Source organism: Mycobacterium shigaense (assembly GCF_002356315.1).
GTDB lineage: Bacteria > Actinomycetota > Actinomycetes > Mycobacteriales > Mycobacteriaceae > Mycobacterium > Mycobacterium shigaense.
This window is the reverse complement of record NZ_AP018164.1, coordinates 526,471-552,259: the sequence shown is the minus strand read 5'-3', so window position 1 is coordinate 552,259 and position 25,789 is coordinate 526,471. Positions and strand designations below refer to the sequence as shown.

Sequence of the window (25,789 nt, the reverse complement as noted above, 5' to 3'; positions counted from 1 at the left end):
CGTTGCGGGCACGCTCCGCAACTTATGTAGAACTTATGAAATTCTGATAGGACCGCGACGGCGTCGGGCCGCGCTGGCCCTGGTACTTCGAACCGGCGCGCGAACTGCCGTAGGGATGTTCGGCCGCACTGGTCAGGCGCAGGATGCACAGCTGCCCGATCTTCATGCCGGGCCACAGCGTGATCGGCAGGTTGGCGACGTTGGAGAGCTCGAGCGTGATGTGACCGCTGAAACCGGGGTCGATGAAGCCGGCCGTCGAGTGCGTCAGCAGACCCAGCCGGCCCAACGAGGACTTGCCTTCCAGGCGGCCGGCGAGGTCGTCGGGCAGGGTGATGAGCTCCAGCGTCGAGCCGAGCACGAACTCGCCCGGGTGCAGGACGAAGGGCTCGCCGGCCGCGGGCTCGACGAGGGTGGTCAGCTCGTCCTGCTGCTTGGCCGGGTCGATGTGGGTGTAGCGGGTGTTGTTGAACACCCGGAACATGCAGTCGAGGCGAACGTCAATGCTGGACGGCTGCACCAAGGTGTCGTCGAAGGGGTCGATGCCCAACCGCCCGGCGGTGATTTCGGCTCTGAGGTCACGATCGGAGAGCAGCACGCGACGAGCCTAACCGTTGCCCGGCGCGCATCGCCGCGCCTTCAATCGGCGAGATACATTTCCCCGCCCGTGGGGTATCCGCCCCCGGTCGTCGTGACGTGGACGTGGTCGTAGTGACCGAGCCGGCTCGCCTTGGCGCCGTCGGGTGTGTAGTAGACGCCGCGCCAAATCGCGTCCTGTATCCCGAACCGTTTCGCGTTCGACATGACGTAGGCGACGATCGCGTCGCCCAGCGCGATGCCCTGCGCGCTTCCGGGGTCCGGGATCATCATGTCGATGGCGAGGCCGAGCGGGTGCCACGGCAGCGGATCCGGTCGCACGCCGCCGATTTCGTGGATTTGGGGGAACTTCGCGCTGATGCTGCGGGCGACCAGGATGGTGCGGACCTGCAACCCGTGTTCCGGTGCGACGCCGGCGGGCAAGAAGCGCGATCGCGTGTGGTATCTCGATGCCGCCTGCTGGCCGTCGGGGAATGCGGTCTCGGCCGAGTGGTGCGACGTCTTCAGTCCCGCCGCGACGATTTCCAGATCACTGGGCGCGGCATCACCAATCACGGGTTTGGCGGCTTCGGCGTTGGCGAATGGGTGGACATCGCCGCCCACGGCGAAGAAGACATCGGCGGTGAGCAGCAGTGCAGCCAGGACTACCGCCGAACTGCGACGCTTCTTGGCTAACCTGTGGCGGCCCACGGCAAGCACATTACGGCGCAATAACGAATTAATAAATATGGGAATTGTAAATTCACGAAAAGAATATTACTTATCCGCCCGAGTCGCGCCGCCCACACGAGCTGGCCACCACGTCTGTCGCCAGGTGCTAGCCTCTCTTGGCGAGAAGTGCCGATGTAGTTCAATGGCAGAACATCAGCTTCCCAAGCTGAATACGCGGGTTCGATTCCCGTCATCGGCTCCACGCGTGAACTGGGCATAACTGCCTGCTCGCCCGCGCCGGGGGCTGGCAGTCCCTTGCTCGGTCGGGGAGGTCACCGGTCCGCGCGGCGAACGGCAACGAACCATCTCAGCGGTCGTCTGGACAGGTCGTCGCCCGTAGCCCGTGTTCAGACGCCGGCGAAATGTCACGATATTGATGTGAGTGGCGGTCGGGTGCATTACGCGCGCAATGGGGACGTGCGGTTGGCCTATCGGATGTTCGGCGACACAGGGCCGGTTGTCGTCTGGACACCGGGTTGGGTCATCGACAACGTCGACACCATCGACGAACCGAGCAGCCCCTACGCCAAGCTGGTAACCGCCTTCTCGCAATTCATGCGGTTGGTCATCTGGGACAAGCGTGGAACCGGGCTCTCAGATCCGGCTGCCCAGATCTTGTCGTTGGACGAAAGGATGGACGACCTCCGCGCGGTCGTCGAGTCGGTCGGAGCAGACCAGCCGACGATCCTCGGGTCGGGCGAAGGCGGGCCGATCAGCATCCTCTTCGCGGCAACCTATCCAGAGCGCGTCCGTTCACTGGGGATCTATGCGAGCGCGGCTCGCTTCTCCCAGGACCTTCCTGGTTTCCCGTGGGGCTTCACTTCGCAGGAGGTCGAAGCGCAGATCGACGATATCGACCAGCACTGGGGGGAGGGGGCACTTGCCGAGGTCTACCACGGAGCAACCGCCGAGGTGCCGGGGGTACGCGAGATGTTCGGCAAGCGCCAACGCTCGATCGCCAGCCCGACCACGGCAAAGCTGTGGTGGCAGGCATTGATGGAGATCGATGTCCGCGCGGTCCTTCCTGCGGTCCGGGCGCCAACGCTGGTTCTAGCACGCCCCGACGACCGCTTCGTACCTATCGAGGCGGCGGCCGCCCTGGCCACGGCGATCCCGAATTCGAGTTTCCACGCGCTGCGTGCAGGCGCACACAACGGATTCGACATTCTTGACGAATTGATAACGCAGGTAACCGAATTCGTTGGCGCCGAAGCGAACGGTCCAGCCGACGACCGGGTGCTCAAAACGGTGCTTTTCACCGACATCGTGAGCTCCACGGAGCGGCTGACAGCGCACGGCGACGCACACTGGCGCCATCAGCTCGACAGTCACGACACATTGGTCAGCCATCTGCTCGCAAGTCACGACGGGGTCCGCGCAAAACACACCGGGGACGGAATCTTCGCCCTGTTCGACGCACCGACGAAGGCCGCGCGCTGTGCACTGGACCTTGTTCCGGCCCTGGCCGCGCGCGACATACTCATCCGAGCGGGCATTCACACCGGTGAATGCGAACGGCGGGACCAAGAATGGAGCGGAATAGCCGTACACACCGGGGCGCGCATCGCCGCACTGGCGGGTGCCAGGGAACTGCTGGCCAGCAGAACGGTGCGTGACCTTTCCGCAGGATCAGACCTGCTCTTCGAAAGCCTTGGTCCACAACGGCTCAAGGGCTTGCCCGAAGAGGTCGATGTCTACCGGGTCACCACACCGACCAGAGGCTTAGCGAAGTAGCGCTATCACATTGCTCGCCTTGAGCCTTGGTATCGCCAACGCGCCGAGCACCGCGATAGCGTAGTCGCCGGTGTGACCCCCCTGACCTGATTCCGCTGGCGCGCTCGAAACCGCTCCACGCTTGTCCACCGGGTCGTCGGTTAGCGCATCCTCCGGAGAAGATCGGTCAGCTGGAACATCGCCGACAACAGCATGCCCTCGACCTGCAACTGCTGACCCGGCGGCAAGTTGCGAGTCTCGGCCTCGACCATGGGCGCCTCCTGCTGCAGGGCCTTCAGCCGCCGACTGCGCTCATCCGGGCTGAGCGTCTCCCAGTTGTCGTGCAGATCCGCGATGTGACCCTGAAAGTTCTGCACCGCCACCAGCGGATCGGGGTCGATAGCCGGACCGGGCGGTGGCTGCAGCGGATACACGTGCGCCGGCACCGGCCCGGCCGGCACGTCTGCCTGGGCGGTGTTTGCGGTAAGCGGTGCGCCGGCCACCAGGCCGGCGAGCACGATCGCGGCAATCCGCATGGGACCTCCTCGGGGAGAACCGATCTGGCTCGTCGCGAAAAGTGCACCTTCTGCGGGTCGCTACCGATCGCAAAAGGTGAAGTAGCCGACTACTCGTGTGCTGCGGTTTCACCGCTGCCAAGCTCGAGAGGGTTGACTGCGCCACCCGGTGCGGCGCATTGTGATAGCCATCACATGACCACTGGTCATCCCCGCAGAGAGGCGCAGCTCATGACCACGAGGGACAAGTACACCGACGTGCCCGAGCCGTTCTCCATGGTTGTCCCGAGCGCCGGCGACGCGCGCTTCACCTGGGAGTACGACGAGGGCCGCGCCCGCCTGCTCTCCCTGTACCAGAAGGGAAAAGACAAACAGTGGGACGCGCAGTCGCGCATCGACTGGTCCCAGGACGTCGACCCGATGAACCCGGTAGGACTGCCCGACGAGTTCCACCCGCTGTTCAACAGCCCGATGTGGAACGACGCCGATGAATCGCTTCGCGCGCAAATGCGCCAGCACAGCCAGGCCTGGCAGTTCTCGCAGTTCCTGCATGGCGAGCAGGGGGCGATGGTGTGCGCGGCGAAGATCGTCGAGGTCGTCCCGGATATGGACGCGAAGTTCTATGCGGCCACCCAGACGATGGACGAGGCCCGGCACGTGGAAGCCTTCTCGCGGTTCCTGCAGGAGAAGGTCGGCGTGGTCTACCCGATCAACAAGCACCTGACCGCACTGCTGGACGACACCCTGCGCGACTCACGCTGGGACTTGCCTTACCTCGGCATGCAGGTGCTCATCGAGGGGCTCGCGCTTGCCGCCTTCGGAACACTGCGTGACTTGGCGACGCCGGACTCGCTGGCCAAGCAGTTGCTGTCCTACGTCATGCAGGACGAGGCCCGCCATGTCGCCTTCGGCCGAATCTCGCTGAAGGACTATTACTCCGCGCTGACCAAAGCCGAGCGGGACGAGCGCGAAGAGTTCGTCGTGGATGCCTGCTACCTGATGCGGGATCGGTTCCGCGGCGAGGAGGTGTTCGAGACCCTCGGCCTCGACGTCAAGGCCTGTGCCGAGTGGGTCGACACGTCGCCGATCATGGTCCAGTTCCGCGCGCACCTGTTCAGCCGCGTCGTGCCGATCGTCAAGGACATCGGCTTGTGGGGCGACAAGGTGCAGAAGGCCTTCGCGGAGATGGGCGTCCTCGACATGGGCGGCTTCGACATCGATGCGCTGATGAAGGCCGACGAGGACCAGGCCGAAGCGCTGGACCAGGCGCACGCCGAGATGGCCGCCCGGGCCGTCGAGGTGGACCAGGTGATCGCGGTTGGCGCGACCGTCGAAACATAGACCGCAGCACGCGCTTTCGTAGTCAGCCGCGGACCGAACGTGGCCGCTGCGACACGCGCCGGTAGCTTTACCCCCATGGGCGCCCTGACTGGACGTGTGGCCTTGATTACCGGCGGAGCTCGGGGGCAGGGGCGCGCGCACGCGCTGGCGTTGGCGGGCGAAGGGGCCGACGTCGTCGTCGCCGATGCGCCCGGTGCAATGACGGACCTGACCTACCCGCTGGGCACCGAGGCCGACTTACGGGAAACGACCAAGCTGGTCGACGAGTTGGGCGGACGTTGTGTCCCGCTAGCTCTGGACGTGCGCGACGGGGCCGCGGTCAATGCCGCGGTCACGCAGATCGTCGCGGACATGGGCAGCCTGGACATCGTGGTGGCCAACGCCGGAATCGTCAGCACCGGTTTGCTCGAAGACGTCAGCGACGTGGTGTGGCGACAGCTGGTCGACACCAACCTGACCGGCGCCTTCCACACCCTGCGGGCGGCCATCCCGGTGATGAGACGCCAGCGGTTCGGCCGGATCGTCGTGACCTCCTCGATGGGCGGCCGCATGGGCATCCCTGAGCTGGCCGCCTACAACGCCACCAAGTGGGGTGTCATCGGCCTAGCGAAGTCGGCCGCCTTGGAGGTCGCCAAGGAGGGCATCACGATCAACGTCGTCTGCCCGACCACCACCCAGACACCGATGGTGCAGCCCCCCGGAAGTGACGACGTCCCCGACGAACTGGTGCGCCGGATGACGAGAGCCAACCCGATCCCTCAGCCGTGGCTGCAACCAGAGGACGTCAGTCGCGGGGTGCTGTATCTGGTCACCGACCCGGGCGTGATCACCGGAAGCGTCTTAGAGATCGCCCTTGGCGGCAGCGCGCGCATCCACTGACACCGTTACGGGCCGCATGTTCTCGCCCTCGACTTCGGCCACCGCGTCCGGAACGCCGTCAGAAATCGGCGAATCGCGCCGCCCCCGGCTCCAGCGGTAGCCGAAGCCCGTTCACCAGATAGCTCACCATCCGGTAATAGCCGGCGAGCATGAGCAATTCGATGATCGCCTCGTCCGAATGGTATCTGCCGAGGCTCTCCCACAATTCGTCATCGACGGTGCAGGTAGCTTGCAAGCTGTCACAGAGCCGGATGAGCACCTGGTCCTGTTCGCTCCATTGAGCGTCACCGCCTCGCAGCAGTGCCGCGATCTGCTCGGAATCGAGACCAGCTTTGGCGGCGTATGCCGAAACATGAACGCCCCACTCGTATTCGGCACCGCATTGCGCCGTCACGCGGTCGATGACGATCTCGCGCTGCCGGATGGTCAGGTGACCGCGGTCGAGCAGACCGCCGCTGAACAACTTGCCGAATAGGCGGCGATCGCGCGCCAGTGTGGTGAACAGAACCAGCGGTTCGCTCCCCCGCATGACGGCATCGATGGCCGCGCGGATGTCGGCCGGCAGCGGAGGCGGCGCGGGCTCGACACGGGCGCTATGATTCCTATAGCTACTCATGGCCGTGAACCATACTTGCGTATGCTATAAAATGTAAAGCATGAGTTCTCCGAAGGCGGGTGTCCCTGTACGGGGCTCGTCGACCGGGCGACCGATCATGGTGGTCCTCGACGTCCTTGGACGGCGCGGAGCCCTGCGGGTGCTCTGGGAGCTGCGCGACGGCCCGTTGACCTTCCGCGCTCTGCAGGCGGCGTGTGAGAGTAACCCCGGCTCGATCAACACCCGCCTGCGGGAACTTCGCGACCTCGCCATTATCGAGCACAAAGAGGCTGGCTATCGCCTCACCAAACAGGGGCACCAGCTCGGGCAGGTTCTGAACTCGCTGCAAGCGTGGGCCGAGCAGTGGGCCGCCGATTCTGGACACCGCCAGCCCTGAGTGGTGCCAAGATGTCGGCATGAGCGACCGGCGAGTTCGCTATGCACGCAACGGCTCGACCCGGCTCGCGTACCGCGAATTCGGCGGGGGCGAGACGACGCTCGTGTGGAACCCCGGCTGGTTCAGCAACGTCGAAATTCTCGATGAGCCGATGAGCCCGATCATGGGCGTCATCGAGCAGCTGGCCGAGGCCACCCGCCTCATCGTGTGGGACAAACGCGGCACCGGTCTGTCGGATCCGGCCACCCACGTGCCCCCACTCGACGAGCGGATGGACGACCTGCGCGCCGTCCTCGATGCGGCGCAGGTGGAGCGCCCGGCCCTTTTCGGTATGTCCGAGGGCGGCCCGATGAGCCTGTTGTTCGCGGCCACGCACCCCGAGCGCGTTCAGTCCCTGGTGATGTACGGCGTCTCGGCACGGTTTTCGCAGGAATTGCCGGATTACCCGTGGGGATTCACCGCCGAAGAGAAGGCCGCACATCTGGAAGACATCGAAAGTCATTGGGGCGAAGGCGCGCTCGGCGAATTGTTCTTCGGTGACTTTGCCGACATCCCGGGATTTCGTGACTTCTATGGCCGGGTGCAACGGGTGAGCGCAAGCCCGACGATGGCTGCCTGGCTGTGGCAGGCGCTCCTGGAGATCGACGTGCGCGGAATTCTTGGTTCCGTCCGCGCCCCTACGCTGGTGCTAGCCAGGCCGGATGACCGAGTGGCTCCTTTCGAGGGCGCGGCGGCAATGGTGGCTGCTATCCCCGGGGCCCAGCTCAAGACGCTGCCCGAGGGACCGCATTCCATATTGGACGATGTGGTGGGTTCAGCGGTTCTCGACTTCGTCTGCGGCACAGTCGGTGCCGCCATCGACGAACGAGTGGTCAAGACGGTGCTTTTCACCGACATTGTCAGCTCCACCGAACTGCTCAGTGCCCGTGGCGACGCCCAGTGGCGTCGCCAGCTCGACGCGCATGACAAGGCGGTTGACTGGTTGCTGGAGAAATACGGCGGCCGACGCGCGAAACACACCGGGGACGGAATCTTCGCGCTCTTCGACGGCCCCACCAAGGCCGCGCGCTGCGCGCTGGAACTGATCCTGGCCCTGGCCACCCGCGGCATCCGGATCCGCGCGGGCCTGCACACCGGCGAATGCGAACGGCGCGGCGAGGAGTGGAGCGGCATGGCGGTGCACACCGGTGCTCGCATCGGCGCACTGGCGGCCGCGGGCGAGGTCCTGACCAGCCGCACGGTTCGCGATCTGTCCGCCGGATCGGGCCTTACCTTCGAAAGCCTTGGACCGCAACGACTCAAGGGCCTGCCCGACGAGGTCGACGTCTGCCGCCTGCGCGGATAACAGCGCGCCAACCGCGCCGTGGCCAAATCGTGACGAATCCTTGATCAATTACTCACGCGCCCTTTCAGTTCCACTGGTCAGGGCGCATTTACCATCATCACCATTGCAACGCTGTCAGTCAAAGGAATTGGAATATGCGGCCGGTCTTGTGGTGTGCTGTTACGGCGATCGGGATTGCCGCGAGCGCGATTGCGGAGCCGCCCGGCGTGCAGCTGACCGCGGCCAGCCGGTCGTCCGACCTGGCCATCGCGTCGATCCTGCCGACGCCGGGCGAGGTCGTGGGCGTCGCACACCCGGTGGTGGTGACTTTCGATGCGCCCGTTGCCAACCGGCACGCCGCCGAGCGGGCGATTCACCTCACGTCGACGCCCGCGATAACCGGCAAGTTCGACTGGCTCGACAACAAGGTCGTGCAGTGGGTTCCCGACCGGTACTGGCCGGCGCACACCACGGTGGCACTCTCGGTGGACGGGCGGTCCGAGGAGTTCAAAACAGGCCCCAAGGTCGTCGGGGTCGCCAGCCTGTCGGAGCACACGTTTCGGGTGAGCGTGGACGGAGTCGACGATGGGCCGCCGCCGGCACTCCCCGTGCCGCATCATCGGCCGCATTTCGGCGAACCGGGCGTGTTGCCGGCCTCGATGGGTAGGCCCGAGTACGAAACACCGGTCGGCAATTACACCGTCTTGTCGAAAGACCGCACGGTGCTTATGGATTCGAGCAGCGTAGGCATTCCGGTCGACGATCCCAACGGTTATCTGCTGTCGGTGGACTACGCCGTTCGCATCACTCGTCGCGGCCTGTTCGTGCATTCGGCTCCCTGGGCGGTCAATGCGCTCGGGCTGCAGAACGTCAGCCACGGCTGCATCAGCCTGAGCCCGCAGGATGCCGAGTGGTACTACAACACCGTCAACGTCGGCGACCCGGTGATCGTTCAGGAATAACCTCGGCGACAGCCGTTTTTGTAGCGGTCCGCCGCTAACGTACCTTCGCGCAAGCCTTTTAGACCCAACACAAAAACTGGCCCGCTGGTAACAACCAGCGGGCCCGTTTTTCGAAAGGGGGATTCGGCTTTAACTCGGAGGCCGATCAGCAGGGCCGGGCTGAATCGGCTTACCGGGTTGTGGCCCGCCCGTCGGTGCCGGGCCGATGGGAGCATCCTTGACCCCGGACATGTCGACCAGCGGTACGCCGGGCGGGCCATCCACCGGAGCACCGCCCATGGCGACCAGCGGCGCGCCGATCGGGAGCGGAGCGCCTACTGGAACACCGGCCGGCACCACCGGCACCGGGGGGACCAGCGGCACCGGGGGCACTAACGGCACCACCGGCACGGGCCCGGGAAAAGCCATCGGGACACCACCGGCCATGTCGGTGAGCGGAGCGCCGCACGCGGCGGCGACCGGCGCTCCGGCCACCGCTGGGGCGCCCGCGGCGGGCAGCGGCGGAACCTCACCCGCCTGTCCCTGAATGCACGCACCACCCGTTTTCAGCGGCATGGCTGCCGCGTCCGGGCTCATCGCTATCGCGGCTCCGAACAACCCAGCGCTGGCCACCACTTTGATGTTGAACCGATCGAAGATCGCCATCAACGTCAACTCCTTATATTCGCGCCCAGATATTTCTTCAATCGACACTGCCGAGCCGTACCGAGGTCATGGTTAGACGACCGGCTCAATTGTGAGCAGCCGACATACCAGACACGCCGCGCCGCACCGCGCCGTTTGCAACCGTTTCCAAACGGTGACGTTGCTTACCGCGGCGCCCCGGGACGCATAGCGAGATCACATTTTCACCGTGGAGTACCGATCAGCGCGCGCAAAAGCGGCTAAAGTGTGCGGCCGGGGCGTCGGCCGTGCAATCAGGGCTTTGAAGGTGCCTCCAGGGTGGGGTCTCGGCCGATTTCCCGCCGCCGGTGCACGCTCAAAGCCGCTAATGCACACTCAAACTACGAAAGACCCGCCCGCAGCGGGTTAGATCGGAAATATGGCCGAACGTGTGACATTTTCAAGCTCCACCGGCCCGACACTGGCCGGGACCGTCGAAGTGCCCGAGGGACCGGTGCGCGGCTGGGGTGTGTTCGCGCACGGCTTCACGCTCGGCAAGGACTGCCCGGCCGCCGCCCGCATCTGCAAACAGCTGGCCTCCGACGGCATCGGCATGTTGCGCTTCGACGCGCTGGGACTCGGCGCCTCCGAGGGCGACTGGGGCGACGGCTCGTTCACCGTCAAGGTCGACGACATCATCAGGGCATGCCAGTTCATGACCGACCGCGGGACCCCGGCCGGCATCCTGGTGGGGCACTCGTGGGGAGGCGCGGCCGTCATCGCCGCGGCGATGCGGGCCCCGGGCGTGCGGTCGGTGGTCACGGTGGCCGCCCCTTTCGACCCCAGCCACGTCGAAAAGCATTACGACGCAGTAGTTGAGCGCGTGTTCTCCGATGGAGCCGCCGAATGGATGACCGGTGGACGCACCCTCACCCTGAAGCGCGCATTCGTGGAGGACGTCCGCGCCGCTCACCTCGAGGACAAGATCACGAACTTGCGGCTGCCGCTGCTGATCCTGCACTCCCCCACCGACAACACCGTCGGCATCGAGAACGCGAGCGAAATCTTTCTGCTGGCCCGGCACCCACGCAGCTTCGTCTCACTCGAGGGTTCCGATCACCTGCTCACCGTGCGCGGCCAGGCTCAACGGGCCGGCCGGATCATCGGCGCCTGGGCCGACGCCTACCTCGGCGCGCCCAACTAGGACCCGACGCCCCGGCCCTAGGGCAATAGCGAAAAGACGGGCAAGACACGGTATTTCGCGACGAAGCTGGCATGCTCGTACTCGTCGTCGAGCTCGCCGTCGCGGGCGACGACCGTCGGACCGTCGACGGCGGTGAAGCTGAACTCGGGCACCTGCAGCTCGTGGTAGAGCGGGCTGCGCTGCAACCGCCCCAGCGCCAGCGCGGTCAGGATCCGGGTCCGCGCGAACCGGCGGCCGGCTTCCAGGATGCGCACGTCGATCAGGCCGTCGTCCATCCGACTGCGGCGCGACGGGGCGAATCCCGTCGGCAGATATACCGAGTTGCCGAGAAAGAACAACGACGTCAGCAGCGTCTTGTCGTCGTAGCGGATGCGCACGGGCTGGCCGCTGCGCAACGTGCGCAGCATCGCGTAGAAGCTCGCCAGCGGCTTGCCGATCCGCTTTTCCAGCTTCTCGCGCCGCCGCACGAACGCGGGGTAGGCGCCGATGCTGGCGGTGTTGAGCACCGTCCGATTCTCGTTGAGGCACAACGCGTCAACGCGCACCACGCTGCCGCGCCGGATCGCATCCACCGTCTTGGCCACGGTGTCGCAGCCGATATCCTTGGCGAAGTGGTTGAACGTTCCGGCGGGAAAGACCGCCAGCGGCAATCCCGCGTCGACCGCAACCGCGGCGGCCGTGGAAACGGTGCCGTCGCCGCCACCGACCGCGAGCACCTCGGCATCGGCGGCGGCGCCGCGCAAGACCTCCGCCGGATCGTCGTCGGGGCCGAGTTCACGGATTTGCGCCCTCGGCAGTTCGGCACGGACCTCGTCGGCGACGCGGCCGCCCGTGCCGCTGCCCGAGTTCGGGTTGAGCACGAGCACCACGCCGGAGCCGTCCGGCCGCTCGGGCGTCGCGACCCGCAGCGGTTCCGTTCTGGGCAGGCGGGTTTCGGCGATCGGTGGGACAAGCCGGCCACCGGCCACCGCGATCCCGGCGCCGATGGCGAATCCCGCGACGACGTCGCCCGGGTAGTGTGCCCCGGTCGCGACACGGGACAATCCGACCAGCCCGGCCAGCAGTGCCAGCACGAAGCCCAACGGCGGATTCTCCAGACCCACCCCGACGGCGAACGCGGCGGCGCTGGCCGAGTGCCCCGACGGCAGCGAGTTCGACGTGGGACGGCGCCGGACCCGCCGGACCACCGGCACCGAGTCGGACAACGGGCGCGGGCGCTGGTGTATTCGCTTGGCCACCTGATTGGTCAGGAGGCTGGTGACGCCGACGGTCACGACCCCGCGGGTCGCGCCACGCTGTATGTCCGGCTTGCCCGACGCGAGCAACCCGGCGGCGATGGCCAGCCACAGCTTGGAATGGTCGGCCGCCCGGGTGAGCGGTGGCATCACGGTGTCGAGCAGCGGGGTGGGGCTATCGGCGATCGCCGCGAACAACTCTCGGTCCAGGGTGCCCAGACCCCGGGTGATCTGTTTGATGCCGCGCGGGCGTCGCCAAGGGCCGAAGTTCATTTGCTACACCCTAACCGGCGCCCGCTGATAAGAATTGACGAAGTATGACCAGGCTCGCGGTTACCGATTACCACGCGAAGTGGCGGGAAAACGCCGAGCGCCGGGGCGTGCCGTCGACGGTCATGGCCGAGATCGCCCAACGGCACGGCATCACCGCGGACAGTTTCGCCGTCCTCGCGAGGCTGATGGAGATCAACGACCCGGACGGCAAGTCCTTCTTCCTGCTGCCCCGGGGCACCGACGCGCGCGACGCCCGCCGGGCGACGCTGCTGACCTACATCGTCAACGCCGGCACCGGCTACGGCGATGCGCACAAGCAGCCGACGGACTTCGCCGAGACGCCATACTCCGCCGACGAGGTACAGCGGATCATCGACCGGCAGCACGCCAACAGCTGGAGTTACGACCAGGACGTCGCATTCGTAGACGGTAACGGTGGGCGCCTGGTCACCACCCCGAACGGCATGCTGATGGGCCTGGGCGGCAACTGGATCCAGCAGCAATTCAGCCGGCAGGGCGGCACCGCCTGGGGCGACATCTTCCTGGTCAACCTCGGCGGCGACCCCGCCCGTCGGCTGCGCCAAATCGTGCAGTCGGGTCGCGCCTGGTACACCGACCGCACGGGCAAGCCGTGCCAGAGCAAGCTCGCGCTGGACCGGGTGCTGCACCACGAGGAGTTGCACGCTCAGCAGTGGGCCGACAAGGGTCACGCCCGCATGATCGCCGCGTACCTCTGGGAAGTGTTCCGCGACAAAGCCTTTCGCAAGGCGAATCGGCTCGAAGTGGACGCCGGCCTGGCCGACGGCGGCTACCGGTGACCGCCGCGCGGGTTACAGAGCACTAATCCCGTTGTGCAGCACCATAAAACCGATCAGGACCAGGATGGCCGCCATCAGCGCGGCGTTGTTGTTCGCCATCCAGTTCTTGAGCTTCTCCAGGAATGCGTCGAGGCGCTGGCCGGCGGCGGCGTAGGCGAGGATGGGGGCCGCGACCGTCGACGCGGCGATGGCGACGAAGACTACGCCGGCCACCACCTTGTCGGTGTCACCGAGGTGGTTGGTGCCGATGGCCAGGCCGGCCGCCAAGCACATCAGCAACACCTCGACCCGGACCACCGTCAGCACTAGTGCGGTGATGGCGGCGCGCCTGGGGGTCATGCTGGTAAAGGGTCGCATCCAGGCCGGTGACTCGATGCGACCGTGCCGGGTGAACCACCGGTAGATGCCGAACACGATCAGCGCCGAGCCCAGGACCACGCGCGACCAGGACGCCCAGCCGGGCGGGGAATTGTGCATGTCGCCGAGCGCGCCGGAACCCGCCTCGAAGAGCACCGTCAGCGCCGCCAGCCCGAACACCCAGCCGCCGAGGAACGCCAGCCCGGCGGGCCGGGGCCGCGGCGCGTGCAGGACAAGGACTGCCGGGATGAGCGTCAGCGGGGAGACGGCGATCACGAGTGCCAACGCAATCAGCGTGCCCAACACCGACGTCCAGCTACCTGCCACGGGCAGCAATCCTCTCATTCCCACCGCCGCGGTGCCACCGGCCTAGGGTTTGCGCCGCAACGTCCACGCCGGCACCCAGTGCGTGACCGTTCGCCGCTTGGAGCCGTATGCGACCGGGTAGGTGACCAGTCCCCACCAGTCGCCCTGCTCGCAGATGCCCCAGCAGCTGAGCCGCCCCTCGACCACCTTGTGCAGCTGCAGACCGTTGGGGTGATAGCGACCCGAGCGGTGGGGTGCGCGGGGGAACAGCGTGGTCAGATCGACGAGCACGGCGATCGGCGGCCACACTGCCCGAAACGGGTCCCGGGCCGGCTGGCCGTTGTACCCGATCGAGGCAAGCGAACCCATTGATCGATCATACGTTCGAATTGCCGGGGCGGAACCTCTGCCTCGCGTTCGGCCCGCCGGCTCGATAGAGTCCGGCTCGGAACCGACAGCCACCCAAAGGGTTCGCATGAATAGGGTTTTCGCCGCAGGATCGCTGGCGCTGGGCATGCTGCTGGCCACCCCGGCGACGGTGGCCGAAGCCGACGAAATCCAGGTCAACGGCGGCTACGCGACGCTGTCGGCCTGCCAGACCGACGGGCCGTACGTCGAAGTCGCCCACAACAACAATTTGTGGACGCACTGGGACTGCCGCCAGGGTCGCGACGGTCTCTATTACCTCTACCTGACCAACTAGCCGACGCCCACGGCACGACATCCGAAGTTTGCGGAGTCCGTTCATTTCCCGCGCGGCGCGCCCGTGCGCTCGTTATAGTTGGGCCCGCGCGACGGGCCGCGCGACGGACGTCTATGAGGGGAAATCCGCATGATCAGAATGGTGGCTGCCGGTCTGGTGGCATTCGTCGGCCTGCTGACCGCAGGAGTTGGTGTGGCAAACGCCGACGTCGAGGTCGAGGGCAACTACTCGAGCGAGGCGGGTTGCCTAGCCGACGGTCCGCACGTCGAGCTGACCTACAACGACAACCTCTACCACCACTTCGACTGCCGGTTGGGCTCCGACGGCTTCTGGCACGTTTGGCTGAGCCCCTAACCCGCAGCTCGCCAACCGCGCCGGTTCGGCCGGCGAAAGGCGCTGGGCCGCTTCTGGCAACATAGCGGCGTGTCCAGCGAGTCCCGTGGTGCGCCCGTCTGGCGCGACCCGCTGGTCATCGGAATCCTTGCCGCGGCGATAAGTCTGGCGGGGGCCGCCCGCCCGTCGTTCTGGTACGACGAGGCCGCGACCATCTCGGCGTCCTACACCCGTCCGCTGATTGCGCTGTGGCACATGCTGGGCACCGTCGACGCCGTCCACGGCCTGTACTACCTGCTCATGCACGCCTGGTTCCAGGTATTCGGCGCAAGCGAGTTCTGGTCTCGCGCGCCGAGCGGGCTGGCCGTCGGCGCCGCCGCAGCCGGCGTCGTCGTGCTGGGCCGGCAGTTCTGCTCTCGCACCGTCGCACTGGCCTCCGGGGCCATGTGTGCGATTCTGCCGCGGTCGACCTGGGCCGGCATCGAGGCTCGCCCATATGCCCTGTCGATGGCGGCCGCGGTGTGGCTGACCGTGCTGTTGGTTGTCACCACACGACGCGAAAGTCGTTGGCTCTGGCTGTGTTACGCGATCGCCCTGGCGATGTCGATGCTGCTCGACGTGTATCTCTCGCTGGTGCTGCTGGCACACGTCGTCTTCATCTTCTCGTTCCGGCGCACCCGCACGGTCGTCGTCCCGTTCGTCCTTGCTTCGGTGCTGACGGTCGGCGTCATGACCCCGTTCGCGATCGAGGTCGTCCGGCAGGCCCCGCAGATCAAATGGATCGCACCGATCGGCCGGCGGACGATCGAAGACGTGGTGGTCCAGCAATACTTCGAACGCAGCCCGCCATTCGCCGTTCTCTCCGCGGTACTAGTCGTGACGGCAATTGCCTTGTGGCTGCGCACATCCGGCCGGCCCGACGCGGCGGATCGGCAACTGCTGACGCTGGCGGTGGCATGGCTGGTGATACCGACCGCCGTGATCGTGACCTTTTCGGCCGTTGCCGCACATCCGATCTACACGCCACGCTACTTGTCGTTCACCACGCCGGCGATAGCGCTGATCCTGGGCGTCTGTGCGGGCGCCGCGGCCGCCAAGCCATGGATAGCAGCCGCGATCGTCGGCCTGTTCGCCGTGGCCGCGACCCCCAATTACGTTCGGGCGCAGCGCGGCCCGTACGCCAAGTACGGGATGGACTACAGCCAGGTCGCCGACCTGATCACCGCCAAGGCCGCGCCCGGCGACTGCCTGTTGGTCAACGACACGGTGACGTTCATGCCGGCCCCGATGCGCCCGCTGCTAGCGGCCCGACCGGACGCCTACCGGAAGCTGATCGACCTCACCCTGTGGCAACGGGCCGCCGATCGCAACGAGGTGTTCGACACCAACCTCATCCCGGAGGTCGTCGCCGCGCCGCTCGGCCACTGCCGCGTCGTGTGGATCATCACCCAAGCCGACGAGTCGATGCCCGCCCACGAACAGGGTCCGGCGATCCCGCCCGGCCCGCGTTACGGATTCACCCCGGCGTTCGCCGTGCCCCACGATCTGGGATTCCGGCTCGTCGAGCGCTGGCAGTTCAACCTGGTTCAGGTGATCAAAGCCGAGCGCTGACGCTCACCAGATGCGGATGTAGTCGACCAGCATCGACGCCGGGAAGGTACCCGCGGCCGGATCGCCAGCGCCGACACCGCCCACGGCAAGCGTGAACATCGGCGTCATCCAGTAACCCGGGATGTTGAACGGCCACCGGAAGTCGTCGGGAGCGCCGCCGGCGACGTGGATGGGCTTGTTGGGCACCTTGAAGTATTCGGCGCCGTCCCGCGCGAACTCGAAACCCTCAGGGCCCCAATGCATCCGCCAGGTGTGCCAGTCCCCGTCGACCAGGCCGGGAATGGATTTGCCTTCCCACGTCTTGCCGTTGGAGGCGGCGTGGACCGTGGTACCCGGGGCCCAGTTGCCGTTGCCGTACCACTCGAAGATGTCGACCTCTCCGTCGGGCAGTGGGTCCTCGTTGACGCCCCAGAACGACGGCCACAGGCCGGGGAACAGGCAGTCGAGCTTGATCTTCGCTTCCCAAGTCTGGTTGATCATGCTGCGGAAGTTGCCGCGCAGCTTGCCGGTGTAATAGGTGTTGTTCATGAAATCGTGGGTGGCGCACAGGACGAGGTTGGAGTGGCCGTCCTGGAACACGTTTTGGCGGTCGTTGCGATAGATCCCCTCGACCGGCGGGTACACGTCGTCCTGCCAGGTCTGGATCGTCCACTTGGCCGGGTCGGGAGGAGAACCCGCGGGCCCGTCGAACTCGTCGGCGAAGATGTACGGGCCGCCCCCGGCCGACGGCGGTGCCTTCGGGGCCGACGGGACAGCCGCGGCCTCCGGGAGCGGCATCGACGCCACCGCCGCCAGCATGCCGAGCCCCGTCGTCAACAACATGCTGCGACGATCCATCTGCAAATACCCACCAATCAATCGGTCGGGGACGTCAAGCCCGCTGCGATCCCCCTTGATAACTTTTCGCAAACGGTGTTATGAAATCATGCGCGGGCAGGGCGCGCACCCCCGGATGAGGTGGGGCTTAGAACACGCGAACCCAATCGACCAGCATTTCCGCCGGGTAGACACCCGACGCGGGGTCGCCGCCACCCGCGCCTCCCACCGCCAGGTTCAGCACCGGAAACACCGTGTAGCCGACGTCGTTGAAGGGCCACATGCGGATGGGGTCGTTGAGGTCGTCGATGCCGGTCGCCGGGACGCTGAAGTACGGTTGCGCGCCCTCGGCGTAGTCCTCCCAGAACGACATCCCGCCGCGGTTCCAGCTAACGCGCCAGGTGTGCCAGGCGCCGTCCACCGCGATCGGTTGGGTCTTGAAGGCCGTGCCATCCGGGTTGGCGTGGACGGTGGTGCCCGACGGCCACTGCCCGTTGCCGTACCACTCCATCAGGTCGATCTCCCCGCTGCGGCCGGGATCGTCGTTGGACAGCCACCAGGCCGGCCAGCACCCGCCGGCGAGGCAGTTGAGTTTGATGCGGGCCTCCCAGGTGGTCCCGATGGCGCCGCGCCAGGTGCCGCTGACCAACCCGCCGTAGTAGCCGTCGGCCTCGCGGGTGGCACGCAGCACGAGATTGGAGTTGCCGTCCAGGAACACGTTTCGGCGGCTGTCGCGGTACTGGCCGAAGAACTCGGGGCGGTCGAATCCGGTGGGGTTCTTGATCGGCGTCCGGTTGTTGGACACCACCCACTTCGACCCATCGGGGGCCGAGCCGGCCGGGCCGTCGAACTCGTCGTGGAAGAGGTAGGCCCCGCCCGCCGTCGCCGGGGCCGCCGCGGCGCGCGGAGCGACAACCGCGGCCGCCAGTGCGCCGAACCCCGCCAGCATCATCGCCCGGCGACGATCCATCTCTGGCATGAGCACGCTGCTTTCGGGTTACGGGCTTCCCGCAGCATAAAGCAGTTGTTTGAGCTGGCTTTGCTGCTCCGCGGAGAGCCGCGTCAAGATTCGTTGTTCAGCCCGGTGCACCGCGGCATCCGCGCGCTTCAACAGCGCCTTGCCCTGCCGGGTGAGCTGCGCCGGCATCGCCCGGCCGGCCGGTGTGACGGCAGGGCGGCACAGCGCGCCGCGCTCCTCGAGTGCGCGCAGCACCTGGTTGGCCGCCTGCGCGGACACGTTGGTGCCGCGGGCCAACTCGGCGCTGGTGAGTCCGGGCCGGCTGGCCAGAATCCGCAGGCACACGAATTCGGGCAGGCCGAGGTCGAGCGGCTTGAGCTCGGCGGCGACCTGGGGCCGCAACGACGCCATCACCCGGTAGAGCAGGAAGCCCAGCGGCTCGTCGTCGGATCGACCCATAGCTACATGCTGGCACGCAGCTATCGGTTCGCATCAGCAACCATCAATTTCATTGACATTGCCGCACACAGTGGTATCAAGGAGGTTGATACTTTGGCTGGAAAGGAATGGCAAGGATGTCTGGTGGATTTTTCGGCGGCTTCGGCGGCCCAGGGTTCGATGGCCCCGGCGGTTTCGGTGGCGGCCCAGGCGGTTTCGGCTTCGGTGGCCCCGGTGGTTTCGGCGGTGGCTGGGGCAAGCACGGTTGGGGTCAGGGCGAACCGGGCGGGCCCGGCTTCGGCAGCGGCCCAGGCGGTTTCGGCTTCGGTGGCCCCGGTGGCCTGCCGCCGCTCAAACGCGCGGCGTTCGTCACCGCGGCGTTGTTGGTCGACGGGCCGGCTGACGCCGCGCAAATCGTGCAGCGCGTAGCGGACGCGACCGACGGCGCATTCACCCCGCCGCAGGACAGGGTGGAGCTTGCCATCGGCCTGCTCGCCGGCCGCGGCGTAGTCAAGGTCGACAACGGCGTGGCGACGCTGACCGAACTCGGCGAGAACCTGCTCAAGTACCGGGGCGTCAGCAGCGAGAGCGCGCACGCATTCCTGAAGCATCGGGCCAAGCATGCCGACGTCTTCAAGATCCGTCGCACGTTCTTCGAAGTCGCCGGACTGGCTCGCACCATTGCCTGGACGGGCACCGACGAGCAGAAGCAACAGCTCGCCGAGACCCGGACCAAGCTGTTGGAAGCCCTGACCGACGTCAAGAAGACGCTGCACCGCGTCCTCGGCGAGGACTAGCGGCCAGCGGGGGCCGAGGGTTCGCTCAGCTTGACCAACGTCTTGCCGATGTTGGCGCCGGTGAACAGCCCGTTGAGGGCGTCCACGCAGGAGCCGATGCCGTCGAAGACGGTCGCGCGATGCGTGAGCAGGCCCTCGGCCCCCCACTTGCGCAACGCGGCGTGCGCCTCATCGAACCGGCCCCACTGGTCGAGGGCGTTGAATCCCTGCATCCGCGCGGTCTTCGACAGCAGGTTCACATAGTTGGACGGCCCCGGGTGCTCCCCGGTCAGGTAGCTGGATATGACCCCGCACAGCACCACGCGAGCATTGGCGGCCAACCGCCCCAGCACCGCGTCGAGGATCGGTCCGCCCACGTTGTCGAAGTAGACGTCGACCCGTTTCGGGCAGTGCTGCTTGAGCGCGGCCGGCAGGTCGTCGTTCTTGTAGTCGATGCACGCGTCGAATCCGAAGTCCTGCACCACCGCCCGGCACTTCTCGGGCCCGCCCGCGATGCCCACCACCCGTGCGCCGGCGATCTTGGCGATCTGGCCGGCGATCGACCCGGTGGCACCCGCCGCCGCCGAGACCACCACCGTCTCACCGGCCTGCGGCATGCCGACGTCGACCATGCCGATGTAGGCAGTGGCCCCGGTCGGGCCGTAGACCGACATCACCGCCTGCTGTTCGTCCTCGCTCGGGACGGGCGTGCTGAAGACGTCGTCGCGAATGATCACGTACTCCTGGAAACCGGACAGCGTGGTGACCACGTCCCCGACCGCGAAGGCGCCGCACCGCGACTCGACGACCTCGCCGATGCCGGCCGCGCGAATGACCTCGCCGAGCTGTACCGGCGGCAGGTAGCCCGGTTGGTCGTTGAGCCAGGTCCGGACGGCGGCGTCGAGCCCCACATAGGTGGTGCGCAGCAACGCCTCGCCCTCGACGGGTCGGGGTGCCGGGGTGGTCACCAGCTCGGTGTCGCCGGGCGCAACCAGGCCGGTGGGACGGCGACGCAACAGAATGTGGCGGTTCGGCAGTTCGGGCACGGTGCTGAAACTACCCATTAGAGGCCGCGCGGTGGGAGCATCGGTCCATGGAATCGCAGGACGATCCGGAAAAACGCATCCGGGACCTCGAGCGCCCGCTGGCCGACACCGCGCGCGCCTCCGAACTGGGCTCCGATTTCAGCAGGACTCCGCCCGGTTCGCATCCCTATCCGCCGCCCCCACCGGGCCCCGTGCCACCGCCCACCTACACCGCGCCACCTGGCTATGACACGCCGCCCCAGTACGGCACCCCGCCCCCGTACAGCTACAACACGCCGTACTCGACGGGGACGCCGAATCCCGGCGGCGGCAACCGCATGTGGTGGATCGTGGGCACCCTGATCGTCGTCGGTGTGCTGGCGCTGGCGGGAGGCATCGCCGCCTTCGCCGCACACCAACTGTCCGGGGTCCGTTCGATCATCAACTCGACCCTGCCAAGCAGCACGACGGTGCCGACGCTGCCCCGGACGACGACGCGCAGCCCGAGGCCGTCGACCGGCACCGTGACCCCGTCGACGTCGACGTCACCGTCGCCCGGCGGACCGCTGGACGTGTCCGGCATCGACGAGAACAAGACGGTCGCGTGCAACGACAACGCCGTCACCGTCAGCGGGATTTCCAACACGATCGTCATCACCGGCCACTGCGCGAGCGTGACCGTGTCCGGCATGAAGAACTCGGTCACCGTCGACGCGGTCGACACCATCGAGGCGTCGGGCATGAACAACCAGGTGACGTATCACGCGGGCGCGCCGAAGATCTCCAACTCCGGTGTCGACAACGTCGTGAGCCAGGGCTGACGCCGCAAGGCGTCGTTACGCGGGGCCCTCCGCGTCGTCGTCGAGGACGCTGACCGCGATGCCGTACGGCAGGAAGCGGACCCTGCGCTTCGGGTCGAGGTTGTCCTTGTTCGCGCGCAGCGCGTCGAGCTCGGTCGCGTAGACCTGCTCGACGCGGGCGCCGCCGGCGGCGTCCACCGTGTAGATGGCCCACACGCCGTCCCCGGCCTCGCCGGCGGTTTCCGGCGTGGCCCGCGGCCGGCGCGAGATGTCGTCGAAGAACGCCGACCACCCCGTCCGGCCACCCGGGGTTCCGACAAACCTGCTCACGCGCTCGAACACGTCGCGCAGACCCTCGCTACCTTCCCTGATCACCCGATCGAACTCGTCGGGATCGAATCCGAACGCACCGTACTCAGCCACGTGGCCTCCTCGCCGCTTGTAGGTGTCCCTGCCAGTGTGCGCCCGGCCGCCGCGATCCGCCATGGGATTTGCTCCCAGCCGAACTCCGCGGGCTAGTAACCCGGGCTCAGGAACGGGTTACCGCCGCCCGGGTACTGCCCGGGGTACTGCCCGGGGTACTGCCCCGGATACTGGCTGGGGTACTGCCCCGGGTACTGCGGGGTCTGCGGCGCCTGACTTGCCGGGACCTGAATCGGTATCGGTATCGGCAGCAGTGGGACGTGAACCCACTGCGTGGTCATCGGCACCGTCGTGGTCGTGGTGGTCGGCGGCGGCGGGGGGGTCGTCGTCGACGGCGGCGGTGGCGGGGTCGTCGGGGTCGTCATGGTCGTCGGGGTCGTCATGGTCGGCGTCTGAGTCGCCTGGGTCGACGGCGGCGGATGCGGATGCGGATGCGTCGTCACGACGGGCGGCGGCTCGGGGCTGACCACCACCGGCGGGGGCGGCGGCGGTGGCGGTGGCGGTGGCGGCACGTTGCTGGGCACCGGCTCGACACTGGGCGGCGGCGGGACCGCCGTGGGCGGCGGCGGGGCGGGACGGGGCATCAGCGAGCTGACCGGTGGCGCGGGCACCGGCACCACGGTGGGCACCGGCGGTGCCTCGCGGTTCTCGATACCGGCCAAGGTGTAGGCCACGCCGCCGATCGCCGTCATGGCGACCATGGCGCACATGCCGATGATGAACTGCGACAAGCGCAATCGCCGCCACGGCCGCCCGACGGGGACCGGGTCTATCACGTTCAGCCGCATCGACCAGCCGGCCTGGTTGTCCTCGCCGTAGTCCTCGGGCACATACGGCAGCCGGATATCGCCCGGGTATTCGGTTTGCGACCAGGCCAATTCGCGATCGGTCAGCGCGTCGTGGTCGATCACCAGCACGTCGCCGGCACCGAGGTCGACGACCTCGCCGGCGGCGGCCGACGAAGCGAGCAGGCCCACGGACGTGCGGGTGCGAAGATCCACTTCCTCCCCACGAGAGGCCAGCATCAGCGCGCCGGCGGCGGCCGCCAACGCCGGTTCGGCCGGGGATACCACCGGGCGGCGGGAATGCACCGAAAGACGCTCCGTGATAAGCGGAATGCTGGCCGCGCCGCCGACGGTGACCACCGCCGCCAGGTCCGTCCAGCTCTTGTGGTGCCTGACCAGCATCTTGTCCAGGGCGTAGATCAACCCGGTCAGCCGGTCCTGGATCAGGTCGCCCAGCTCGTCGCGGGTCAGCCGCATGCTCGACCTGCGGCCACCCAGCTCCGCCGTGAATTCCGTTGCCGTGTCGATGGATAACTGCTCTTTGGCGGTGCGGCATTGCTCCCTGAGCTTGGCGAGCTGCCCGACCGCGGCGGTGCTCGCCGGGTCGATACCGCTGGCGTGTCCCAGTTCCTCGAACACCCGCAACAATATTGCCGCGTCGATCTCGTCGCCGGAGAAGTCCGGATAGCGCAGCGTCGGCGTGACGGGTTCGAAATCCCCAGCGATGTTCACCAGGGTGGCGGAGGTTCCCGATCCGCCGAAGTCGATCACGCCGACCACGCCCGTCGCCGCAAGGCAGAGCTCCGCGTTCGCCGCGGTCAGCGACGCGATGGCATCCGAGACCAGCCGGGGTGCCATGCCGCTTCGGACGAAGCCCAAATGCGTTCGTAGCGCGTTGCGTAACGCTTGCACATTGCCGGCTTTCCAGTACGCGGGAACGGCGATCGAGATCTCCGAGGAGGCCGCGTCCGCACCGGCCTCGAGAACCATTGCGTCCAGGGCCTCGACCATCAACAGATCCGGGTCGTGTGCCGACCCGTCGGCCGACACCAGCGCCACCGAGTCGCCGATGCGCTCAACAAAGCCGCCCAGCATCATGCCCGGCTCGCTGTGCGGTGGGTTACCGCCGGGCACACCGATTTTCGGCGCGCAGTGCGGGTAGAGCGTCAGTACGGCGCGGCGGCTCACCGGCGTACTTCCACTACTCGCGGCGACCAGGTTCGTGGTCCCGATCGACAACCCAACGGGGTCGTACATAGAGCGAATACTTTCGTCTATAGGGGTCGTGGCCAGCGTTAACGATAGCCGCGGACACGCGGAAAGCCGATGGCTTGCAATGCCATTGGTACCGCCTCGATGCGATCGTGTCACCGAAGCGGTATCAAGACCCCCTTGACAAAGTCGCCGAGATCAGACCACGGTCAGCGGCAGCGAACGCCTCGGCTCGAACACAAACGACGCTCCGCCACTGACTTTGACCACCGAAACCTCTGGCAGTTCGTCGGCCGCGGTGTCGGTTTCGAAGAACTCGGCGGTCCAGTCGGTGTCCGTTCCGCTAACTCGAACATCGATGCGCGGATCCACCGCCGCGGCGACCGCCCGCAGCGGCAGCACGGACTCCGGAGAGCACAAGGAGATCCACGAACGGTCGTCGTGCGCCGGCGAGCGGTGCACGACGAGCCGATTGGCGGTTTCGGCCACCACGTAGCCCGCGGGGTTCAGCAACGGGTGCAGTTCGAGGACCTCGAGCACACCCTGGATTCCGCCGGGCAGGCCCAGCGCGCGGTGAATGCGTTCGGCGGCCACACCGGCGATGCCGATCAGGCCTTGCGTGCACACCTTGACGGCCTCGGCCTCGTCGGCGGCGCGGGCGCGCACGGCGATCGCGAACGACAGGTAGAGCAGATGCATCTGCAGGCAGACCTCGTCGGCCATGCGCACCAGCGCGGAATGCGAGAACGCGGCGAAGTCGAAATCGGACAGCAGCGGACCCGAGTAGTCCGCCGCTCCGTCGTCGGAGCGATCGATGGGGTCGAGTTCCCATGTCGCAGCCCGGGTTTGGCCGACGAGGTCCAGCGCTGGGATGCTCTGGGCCTCGGCGTAGGACTCGTCGATGATGACGGTCCAGGCGCAGTGCGGCTGCCGGTCCGCCGGTGTTCGGGGCGGCCGATGGATCGGGCGCACCTGGGCGCGGGCGTTGGTGGCCACCGCGGTCGCGTCGAACGTCGGGTCCTCGATGGTGTGGCACATCCCGAACACGTACTTCTCGCCCATCGGCTCCACGTCGAGCAGGGCGCCGCAGTGGTCGAGGTGGAATTCGCCGTGCCACCGGTCGTGCACGGTGTAGCGGAAATCCATGAATTGCGGTGGGGCGCCGATGTCGAGCTGTAGGCCCTTGAAGATCGTGACGACGTCGTTGCCCTCGTAGTTCAGCGCCCGCTGCATGCGCCGGGTGTAGATCGGGCTGGACCCCGCCCACTCCTCGATGGCGATCTGCACCATCTCGTCGCGGCCGAACGAGCTGATGCACCAGGCCATGCCGGAACGGTCGATCAGCTGTCCGATCAACAGCAGTTCGGGCACCAACACGGCCAGCTGTTCACGGGACAATTTCGCGTAGCGGGATGGGCTCACGGCCCAAAAATAGTGGTGGCTATGTTATAAAGTCAATAATGTCCATTGCTGCAGGCCAGGCGCCCGCGCGGTCGGCGAGCCCCACGCGGCGCACCAGCGCGCCACGCAAGCGCGGCGACGCCACCCGGGCCAAGATCATCGACGAGACGGTCCGCTGCATCGTGGAGGAGGGCTTCGCCGCCGCCACGGCCAAGCACGTGGCCGAACGCGCCGGCGTCACCTGGGGCGTCATCCAGTACCACTTCGGCGACCGCAACGGCGTACTGATGGCCGTCGTCGACGACGGGGTGGACCGGCTGATCGAGAGCCTGTCCGCCGCCGACGTCAGCGAGCTGCCGCTGCGCGAGCGCATCGAAGTCGTCGTCGACACCGCGTGGAGTTGCTACAGCAGCCCGACGTCGCTGGCGGCCTTCGAGATCTTGCGGGCCACCCGCGGCGCCCTGGGCTCATCGTCGCGTCGCCACCTGCTGGAGATGAACTCCGCAATCAGCGAGCTAGGCCGGCTGATCACCGACGATCCCGCCAATACCGGTGTGTCCGAGGTCATTTGGGCCACGCTGCGGGGGGTGGTGCTGGTGCAGATGGTGACCGGCGGCGACGTCGATTGGAGCCTGGAACGGCGGGCCCTGATCGACATGGTCACCCGTGTGCTGCAATGAC

29 protein-coding genes and 1 tRNA gene are annotated in these 25,789 nt (G+C 67.0%); 15 read left to right on the top strand and 15 right to left on the bottom strand.

Going from position 1 to position 25,789, the window contains the following annotated elements; genetic code table 11:
- Positions 1-22: 22 nt before the first annotated feature.
- Both dcd and MSG_RS02610 read right to left on the bottom strand, forming a co-directional pair.
- Positions 23-595, bottom strand: a complete 573-nt coding sequence (gene dcd, locus MSG_RS02615) for a dCTP deaminase (RefSeq protein ID WP_096436843.1) — start codon at positions 593-595, stop codon at positions 23-25.
- 41 nt (positions 596-636) lie between these two features.
- Complete coding sequence (locus tag MSG_RS02610) at positions 637-1,284, bottom strand: hypothetical protein (RefSeq protein ID WP_096436841.1); 648 nt, start codon at positions 1,282-1,284, stop codon at positions 637-639.
- Positions 1,285-1,433: 149 nt separating this feature from the next.
- Between MSG_RS02610 and MSG_RS02605 the strand changes: the two genes are divergently transcribed.
- Both MSG_RS02605 and MSG_RS02600 read left to right on the top strand, forming a co-directional pair.
- A tRNA-Gly gene (locus MSG_RS02605) sits at positions 1,434-1,507 on the top strand.
- Positions 1,508-1,740: 233 nt separating this feature from the next.
- Positions 1,741-3,039 carry an adenylate/guanylate cyclase domain-containing protein gene (locus MSG_RS02600; RefSeq protein WP_232011347.1) on the top strand — a complete coding sequence of 433 codons (1,299 nt, stop codon included), beginning with the start codon at positions 1,741-1,743 and terminating at the stop codon, positions 3,037-3,039.
- A 140-nt stretch (positions 3,040-3,179) separates the two neighbouring features.
- Here the strand turns inward: MSG_RS02600 and MSG_RS02595 are convergent, their stop codons facing one another.
- Positions 3,180-3,554: a hypothetical protein gene (locus tag MSG_RS02595; protein WP_096436837.1), complete on the bottom strand. Its 375-nt coding sequence runs from the start codon at positions 3,552-3,554 to the stop codon at positions 3,180-3,182.
- Between the two features lie 210 nt (positions 3,555-3,764).
- On the opposite strand from MSG_RS02595, the gene MSG_RS02590 reads away from it, so the two are divergent.
- The gene (locus MSG_RS02590) at positions 3,765-4,874 is read left to right on the top strand and encodes a ferritin-like domain-containing protein (RefSeq protein ID WP_096436835.1); all 1,110 of its coding nucleotides are present in this window, start codon (positions 3,765-3,767) and stop codon (positions 4,872-4,874) included.
- 75 nt (positions 4,875-4,949) lie between these two features.
- On the top strand, positions 4,950-5,753 hold the full coding sequence (locus MSG_RS02585; RefSeq protein WP_096436833.1) for a mycofactocin-coupled SDR family oxidoreductase: 804 nt from the start codon (positions 4,950-4,952) through the stop codon (positions 5,751-5,753).
- A gap of 58 nt (positions 5,754-5,811) precedes the next feature.
- On the opposite strand, the gene MSG_RS02580 is transcribed toward MSG_RS02585, so the two are convergent.
- Complete coding sequence (locus MSG_RS02580) at positions 5,812-6,369, bottom strand: carboxymuconolactone decarboxylase family protein (protein WP_096436831.1); 558 nt, start codon at positions 6,367-6,369, stop codon at positions 5,812-5,814.
- Positions 6,370-6,409: 40 nt separating this feature from the next.
- Here MSG_RS02580 and MSG_RS02575 point away from each other — a divergent pair, with 40 nt between their 5' ends.
- The 3 genes from MSG_RS02575 (at position 6,410) to MSG_RS02565 (ending at position 9,031) form a co-directional block, all read left to right on the top strand.
- On the top strand, positions 6,410-6,745 hold the full coding sequence (locus MSG_RS02575) for a winged helix-turn-helix transcriptional regulator (RefSeq protein ID WP_096436829.1): 336 nt from the start codon (positions 6,410-6,412) through the stop codon (positions 6,743-6,745).
- 19 nt (positions 6,746-6,764) lie between these two features.
- Positions 6,765-8,090, top strand: a complete 1,326-nt coding sequence (locus MSG_RS02570) for an adenylate/guanylate cyclase domain-containing protein (RefSeq protein ID WP_096436827.1) — start codon at positions 6,765-6,767, stop codon at positions 8,088-8,090.
- Positions 8,091-8,224: 134 nt separating this feature from the next.
- Positions 8,225-9,031: a L,D-transpeptidase gene (locus MSG_RS02565; protein WP_096436825.1), complete on the top strand. Its 807-nt coding sequence runs from the start codon at positions 8,225-8,227 to the stop codon at positions 9,029-9,031.
- A 129-nt stretch (positions 9,032-9,160) separates the two neighbouring features.
- Here the strand turns inward: MSG_RS02565 and MSG_RS02560 are convergent, their stop codons facing one another.
- Positions 9,161-9,676 carry a hypothetical protein gene (locus MSG_RS02560; protein ID WP_232011145.1) on the bottom strand — a complete coding sequence of 172 codons (516 nt, stop codon included), beginning with the start codon at positions 9,674-9,676 and terminating at the stop codon, positions 9,161-9,163.
- Positions 9,677-10,073: 397 nt separating this feature from the next.
- On the opposite strand from MSG_RS02560, the gene MSG_RS02555 reads away from it, so the two are divergent.
- Entirely contained in the window at positions 10,074-10,838 is a 765-nt protein-coding gene (locus tag MSG_RS02555; RefSeq protein WP_096436821.1) for an alpha/beta hydrolase family protein, read from the top strand.
- 17 nt (positions 10,839-10,855) lie between these two features.
- Here MSG_RS02555 and MSG_RS02550 read toward each other — a convergent pair whose 3' ends face one another.
- A complete protein-coding gene (locus MSG_RS02550; protein WP_096436819.1) occupies positions 10,856-12,346 on the bottom strand; it encodes a bifunctional phosphatase PAP2/diacylglycerol kinase family protein in 1,491 nt (496 codons plus the stop codon).
- A gap of 44 nt (positions 12,347-12,390) precedes the next feature.
- On the opposite strand from MSG_RS02550, the gene MSG_RS02545 reads away from it, so the two are divergent.
- Positions 12,391-13,164 (top strand): hypothetical protein, encoded by a 774-nt coding sequence (locus tag MSG_RS02545; RefSeq protein WP_096436817.1) that lies wholly within the window; start codon positions 12,391-12,393, stop codon positions 13,162-13,164.
- 12 nt (positions 13,165-13,176) lie between these two features.
- Here MSG_RS02545 and MSG_RS02540 read toward each other — a convergent pair whose 3' ends face one another.
- Together MSG_RS02540 and MSG_RS02535 are read right to left on the bottom strand one after the other, a co-directional pair.
- Entirely contained in the window at positions 13,177-13,866 is a 690-nt protein-coding gene (locus MSG_RS02540; RefSeq protein ID WP_096436815.1) for a GAP family protein, read from the bottom strand.
- Between the two features lie 24 nt (positions 13,867-13,890).
- Positions 13,891-14,196 (bottom strand): hypothetical protein, encoded by a 306-nt coding sequence (locus MSG_RS02535; protein WP_096436813.1) that lies wholly within the window; start codon positions 14,194-14,196, stop codon positions 13,891-13,893.
- Between the two features lie 106 nt (positions 14,197-14,302).
- Between MSG_RS02535 and MSG_RS02530 the strand changes: the two genes are divergently transcribed.
- The 3 genes from MSG_RS02530 (at position 14,303) to MSG_RS02520 (ending at position 16,474) form a co-directional block, all read left to right on the top strand.
- Positions 14,303-14,530, top strand: coding sequence for a hypothetical protein (locus MSG_RS02530; protein WP_096436811.1), 228 nt, complete (start codon positions 14,303-14,305; stop codon positions 14,528-14,530).
- Between the two features lie 129 nt (positions 14,531-14,659).
- Positions 14,660-14,884, top strand: a complete 225-nt coding sequence (locus MSG_RS02525) for a hypothetical protein (protein ID WP_096436809.1) — start codon at positions 14,660-14,662, stop codon at positions 14,882-14,884.
- A gap of 69 nt (positions 14,885-14,953) precedes the next feature.
- Complete coding sequence (locus MSG_RS02520; protein WP_096436807.1) at positions 14,954-16,474, top strand: glycosyltransferase family 39 protein; 1,521 nt, start codon at positions 14,954-14,956, stop codon at positions 16,472-16,474.
- Positions 16,475-16,477: 3 nt separating this feature from the next.
- Here the strand turns inward: MSG_RS02520 and MSG_RS02515 are convergent, their stop codons facing one another.
- The 3 genes from MSG_RS02515 to MSG_RS02505 all read right to left on the bottom strand — a co-directional run bounded on the left by MSG_RS02515 (position 16,478) and on the right by MSG_RS02505 (position 18,707).
- Positions 16,478-17,311 (bottom strand): glycoside hydrolase family 16 protein, encoded by an 834-nt coding sequence (locus tag MSG_RS02515; RefSeq protein WP_096436805.1) that lies wholly within the window; start codon positions 17,309-17,311, stop codon positions 16,478-16,480.
- 127 nt (positions 17,312-17,438) lie between these two features.
- Entirely contained in the window at positions 17,439-18,275 is an 837-nt protein-coding gene (locus MSG_RS02510) for a glycoside hydrolase family 16 protein (protein ID WP_096436803.1), read from the bottom strand.
- 12 nt (positions 18,276-18,287) lie between these two features.
- The gene (locus MSG_RS02505; protein ID WP_096436801.1) at positions 18,288-18,707 is read right to left on the bottom strand and encodes a MarR family winged helix-turn-helix transcriptional regulator; all 420 of its coding nucleotides are present in this window, start codon (positions 18,705-18,707) and stop codon (positions 18,288-18,290) included.
- A 116-nt stretch (positions 18,708-18,823) separates the two neighbouring features.
- Between MSG_RS02505 and MSG_RS02500 the strand changes: the two genes are divergently transcribed.
- A complete protein-coding gene (locus tag MSG_RS02500) occupies positions 18,824-19,483 on the top strand; it encodes a hypothetical protein (protein ID WP_096436799.1) in 660 nt (219 codons plus the stop codon).
- On the opposite strand, the gene MSG_RS02495 is transcribed toward MSG_RS02500, so the two are convergent.
- Positions 19,480-20,508 (bottom strand): NADP-dependent oxidoreductase, encoded by a 1,029-nt coding sequence (locus MSG_RS02495; protein WP_096443968.1) that lies wholly within the window; start codon positions 20,506-20,508, stop codon positions 19,480-19,482. The genes MSG_RS02500 and MSG_RS02495 overlap by 4 nt on opposite strands.
- Positions 20,509-20,555: 47 nt before the next feature.
- Between MSG_RS02495 and MSG_RS02490 the strand changes: the two genes are divergently transcribed.
- Positions 20,556-21,308, top strand: coding sequence for a DUF3060 domain-containing protein (locus tag MSG_RS02490; RefSeq protein WP_096436797.1), 753 nt, complete (start codon positions 20,556-20,558; stop codon positions 21,306-21,308).
- A 15-nt stretch (positions 21,309-21,323) separates the two neighbouring features.
- Here the strand turns inward: MSG_RS02490 and MSG_RS02485 are convergent, their stop codons facing one another.
- The 3 genes from MSG_RS02485 to MSG_RS02475 all read right to left on the bottom strand — a co-directional run bounded on the left by MSG_RS02485 (position 21,324) and on the right by MSG_RS02475 (position 25,129).
- Positions 21,324-21,710, bottom strand: coding sequence for a hypothetical protein (locus MSG_RS02485; RefSeq protein WP_096443966.1), 387 nt, complete (start codon positions 21,708-21,710; stop codon positions 21,324-21,326).
- Positions 21,711-21,802: 92 nt separating this feature from the next.
- A complete protein-coding gene (locus MSG_RS02480) occupies positions 21,803-23,752 on the bottom strand; it encodes an Hsp70 family protein (protein WP_096436795.1) in 1,950 nt (649 codons plus the stop codon).
- A gap of 153 nt (positions 23,753-23,905) precedes the next feature.
- Positions 23,906-25,129, bottom strand: coding sequence for a hypothetical protein (locus MSG_RS02475; RefSeq protein WP_096436792.1), 1,224 nt, complete (start codon positions 25,127-25,129; stop codon positions 23,906-23,908).
- Positions 25,130-25,167: 38 nt separating this feature from the next.
- Between MSG_RS02475 and MSG_RS02470 the strand changes: the two genes are divergently transcribed.
- Complete coding sequence (locus MSG_RS02470) at positions 25,168-25,788, top strand: TetR/AcrR family transcriptional regulator (protein WP_096436790.1); 621 nt, start codon at positions 25,168-25,170, stop codon at positions 25,786-25,788.
- Position 25,789: the final 1 nt, after the last annotated feature.

Bases quoted from the DNA above. Each gene is read 5' to 3' on its own strand.
- MSG_RS02550 (WP_096436819.1), bottom strand. From the start codon at position 12,346: ATGAACTTCGGCCCTTGGCGACGCCCGCGCGGCATCAAACAGATCACC.
- MSG_RS02560 (WP_232011145.1), bottom strand. From the start codon at position 9,676: ATGGCGATCTTCGATCGGTTCAACATCAAAGTGGTGGCCAGCGCTGGG.
- MSG_RS02555 (WP_096436821.1), top strand. From the start codon at position 10,074: ATGGCCGAACGTGTGACATTTTCAAGCTCCACCGGCCCGACACTGGCC.
- MSG_RS02490 (WP_096436797.1), top strand. From the start codon at position 20,556: ATGGAATCGCAGGACGATCCGGAAAAACGCATCCGGGACCTCGAGCGC.
- MSG_RS02470 (WP_096436790.1), top strand. From the start codon at position 25,168: ATGTCCATTGCTGCAGGCCAGGCGCCCGCGCGGTCGGCGAGCCCCACG.
- MSG_RS02480 (WP_096436795.1), bottom strand. From the start codon at position 23,752: ATGTACGACCCCGTTGGGTTGTCGATCGGGACCACGAACCTGGTCGCC.
- MSG_RS02595 (WP_096436837.1), bottom strand. From the start codon at position 3,554: ATGCGGATTGCCGCGATCGTGCTCGCCGGCCTGGTGGCCGGCGCACCG.
- MSG_RS02535 (WP_096436813.1), bottom strand. From the start codon at position 14,196: ATGGGTTCGCTTGCCTCGATCGGGTACAACGGCCAGCCGGCCCGGGAC.
- MSG_RS02545 (WP_096436817.1), top strand. From the start codon at position 12,391: ATGACCAGGCTCGCGGTTACCGATTACCACGCGAAGTGGCGGGAAAAC.
- MSG_RS02590 (WP_096436835.1), top strand. From the start codon at position 3,765: ATGACCACGAGGGACAAGTACACCGACGTGCCCGAGCCGTTCTCCATG.
- MSG_RS02515 (WP_096436805.1), bottom strand. From the start codon at position 17,311: ATGGATCGTCGCAGCATGTTGTTGACGACGGGGCTCGGCATGCTGGCG.
- MSG_RS02570 (WP_096436827.1), top strand. From the start codon at position 6,765: ATGAGCGACCGGCGAGTTCGCTATGCACGCAACGGCTCGACCCGGCTC.
- MSG_RS02580 (WP_096436831.1), bottom strand. From the start codon at position 6,369: ATGAGTAGCTATAGGAATCATAGCGCCCGTGTCGAGCCCGCGCCGCCT.
- MSG_RS02525 (WP_096436809.1), top strand. From the start codon at position 14,660: ATGATCAGAATGGTGGCTGCCGGTCTGGTGGCATTCGTCGGCCTGCTG.
- MSG_RS02600 (WP_232011347.1), top strand. From the start codon at position 1,741: ATGTTCGGCGACACAGGGCCGGTTGTCGTCTGGACACCGGGTTGGGTC.
- MSG_RS02530 (WP_096436811.1), top strand. From the start codon at position 14,303: ATGAATAGGGTTTTCGCCGCAGGATCGCTGGCGCTGGGCATGCTGCTG.
- MSG_RS02575 (WP_096436829.1), top strand. From the start codon at position 6,410: ATGAGTTCTCCGAAGGCGGGTGTCCCTGTACGGGGCTCGTCGACCGGG.
- MSG_RS02500 (WP_096436799.1), top strand. From the start codon at position 18,824: ATGTCTGGTGGATTTTTCGGCGGCTTCGGCGGCCCAGGGTTCGATGGC.
- MSG_RS02540 (WP_096436815.1), bottom strand. From the start codon at position 13,866: ATGAGAGGATTGCTGCCCGTGGCAGGTAGCTGGACGTCGGTGTTGGGC.
- MSG_RS02565 (WP_096436825.1), top strand. From the start codon at position 8,225: ATGCGGCCGGTCTTGTGGTGTGCTGTTACGGCGATCGGGATTGCCGCG.
- MSG_RS02585 (WP_096436833.1), top strand. From the start codon at position 4,950: ATGGGCGCCCTGACTGGACGTGTGGCCTTGATTACCGGCGGAGCTCGG.
- MSG_RS02505 (WP_096436801.1), bottom strand. From the start codon at position 18,707: ATGGGTCGATCCGACGACGAGCCGCTGGGCTTCCTGCTCTACCGGGTG.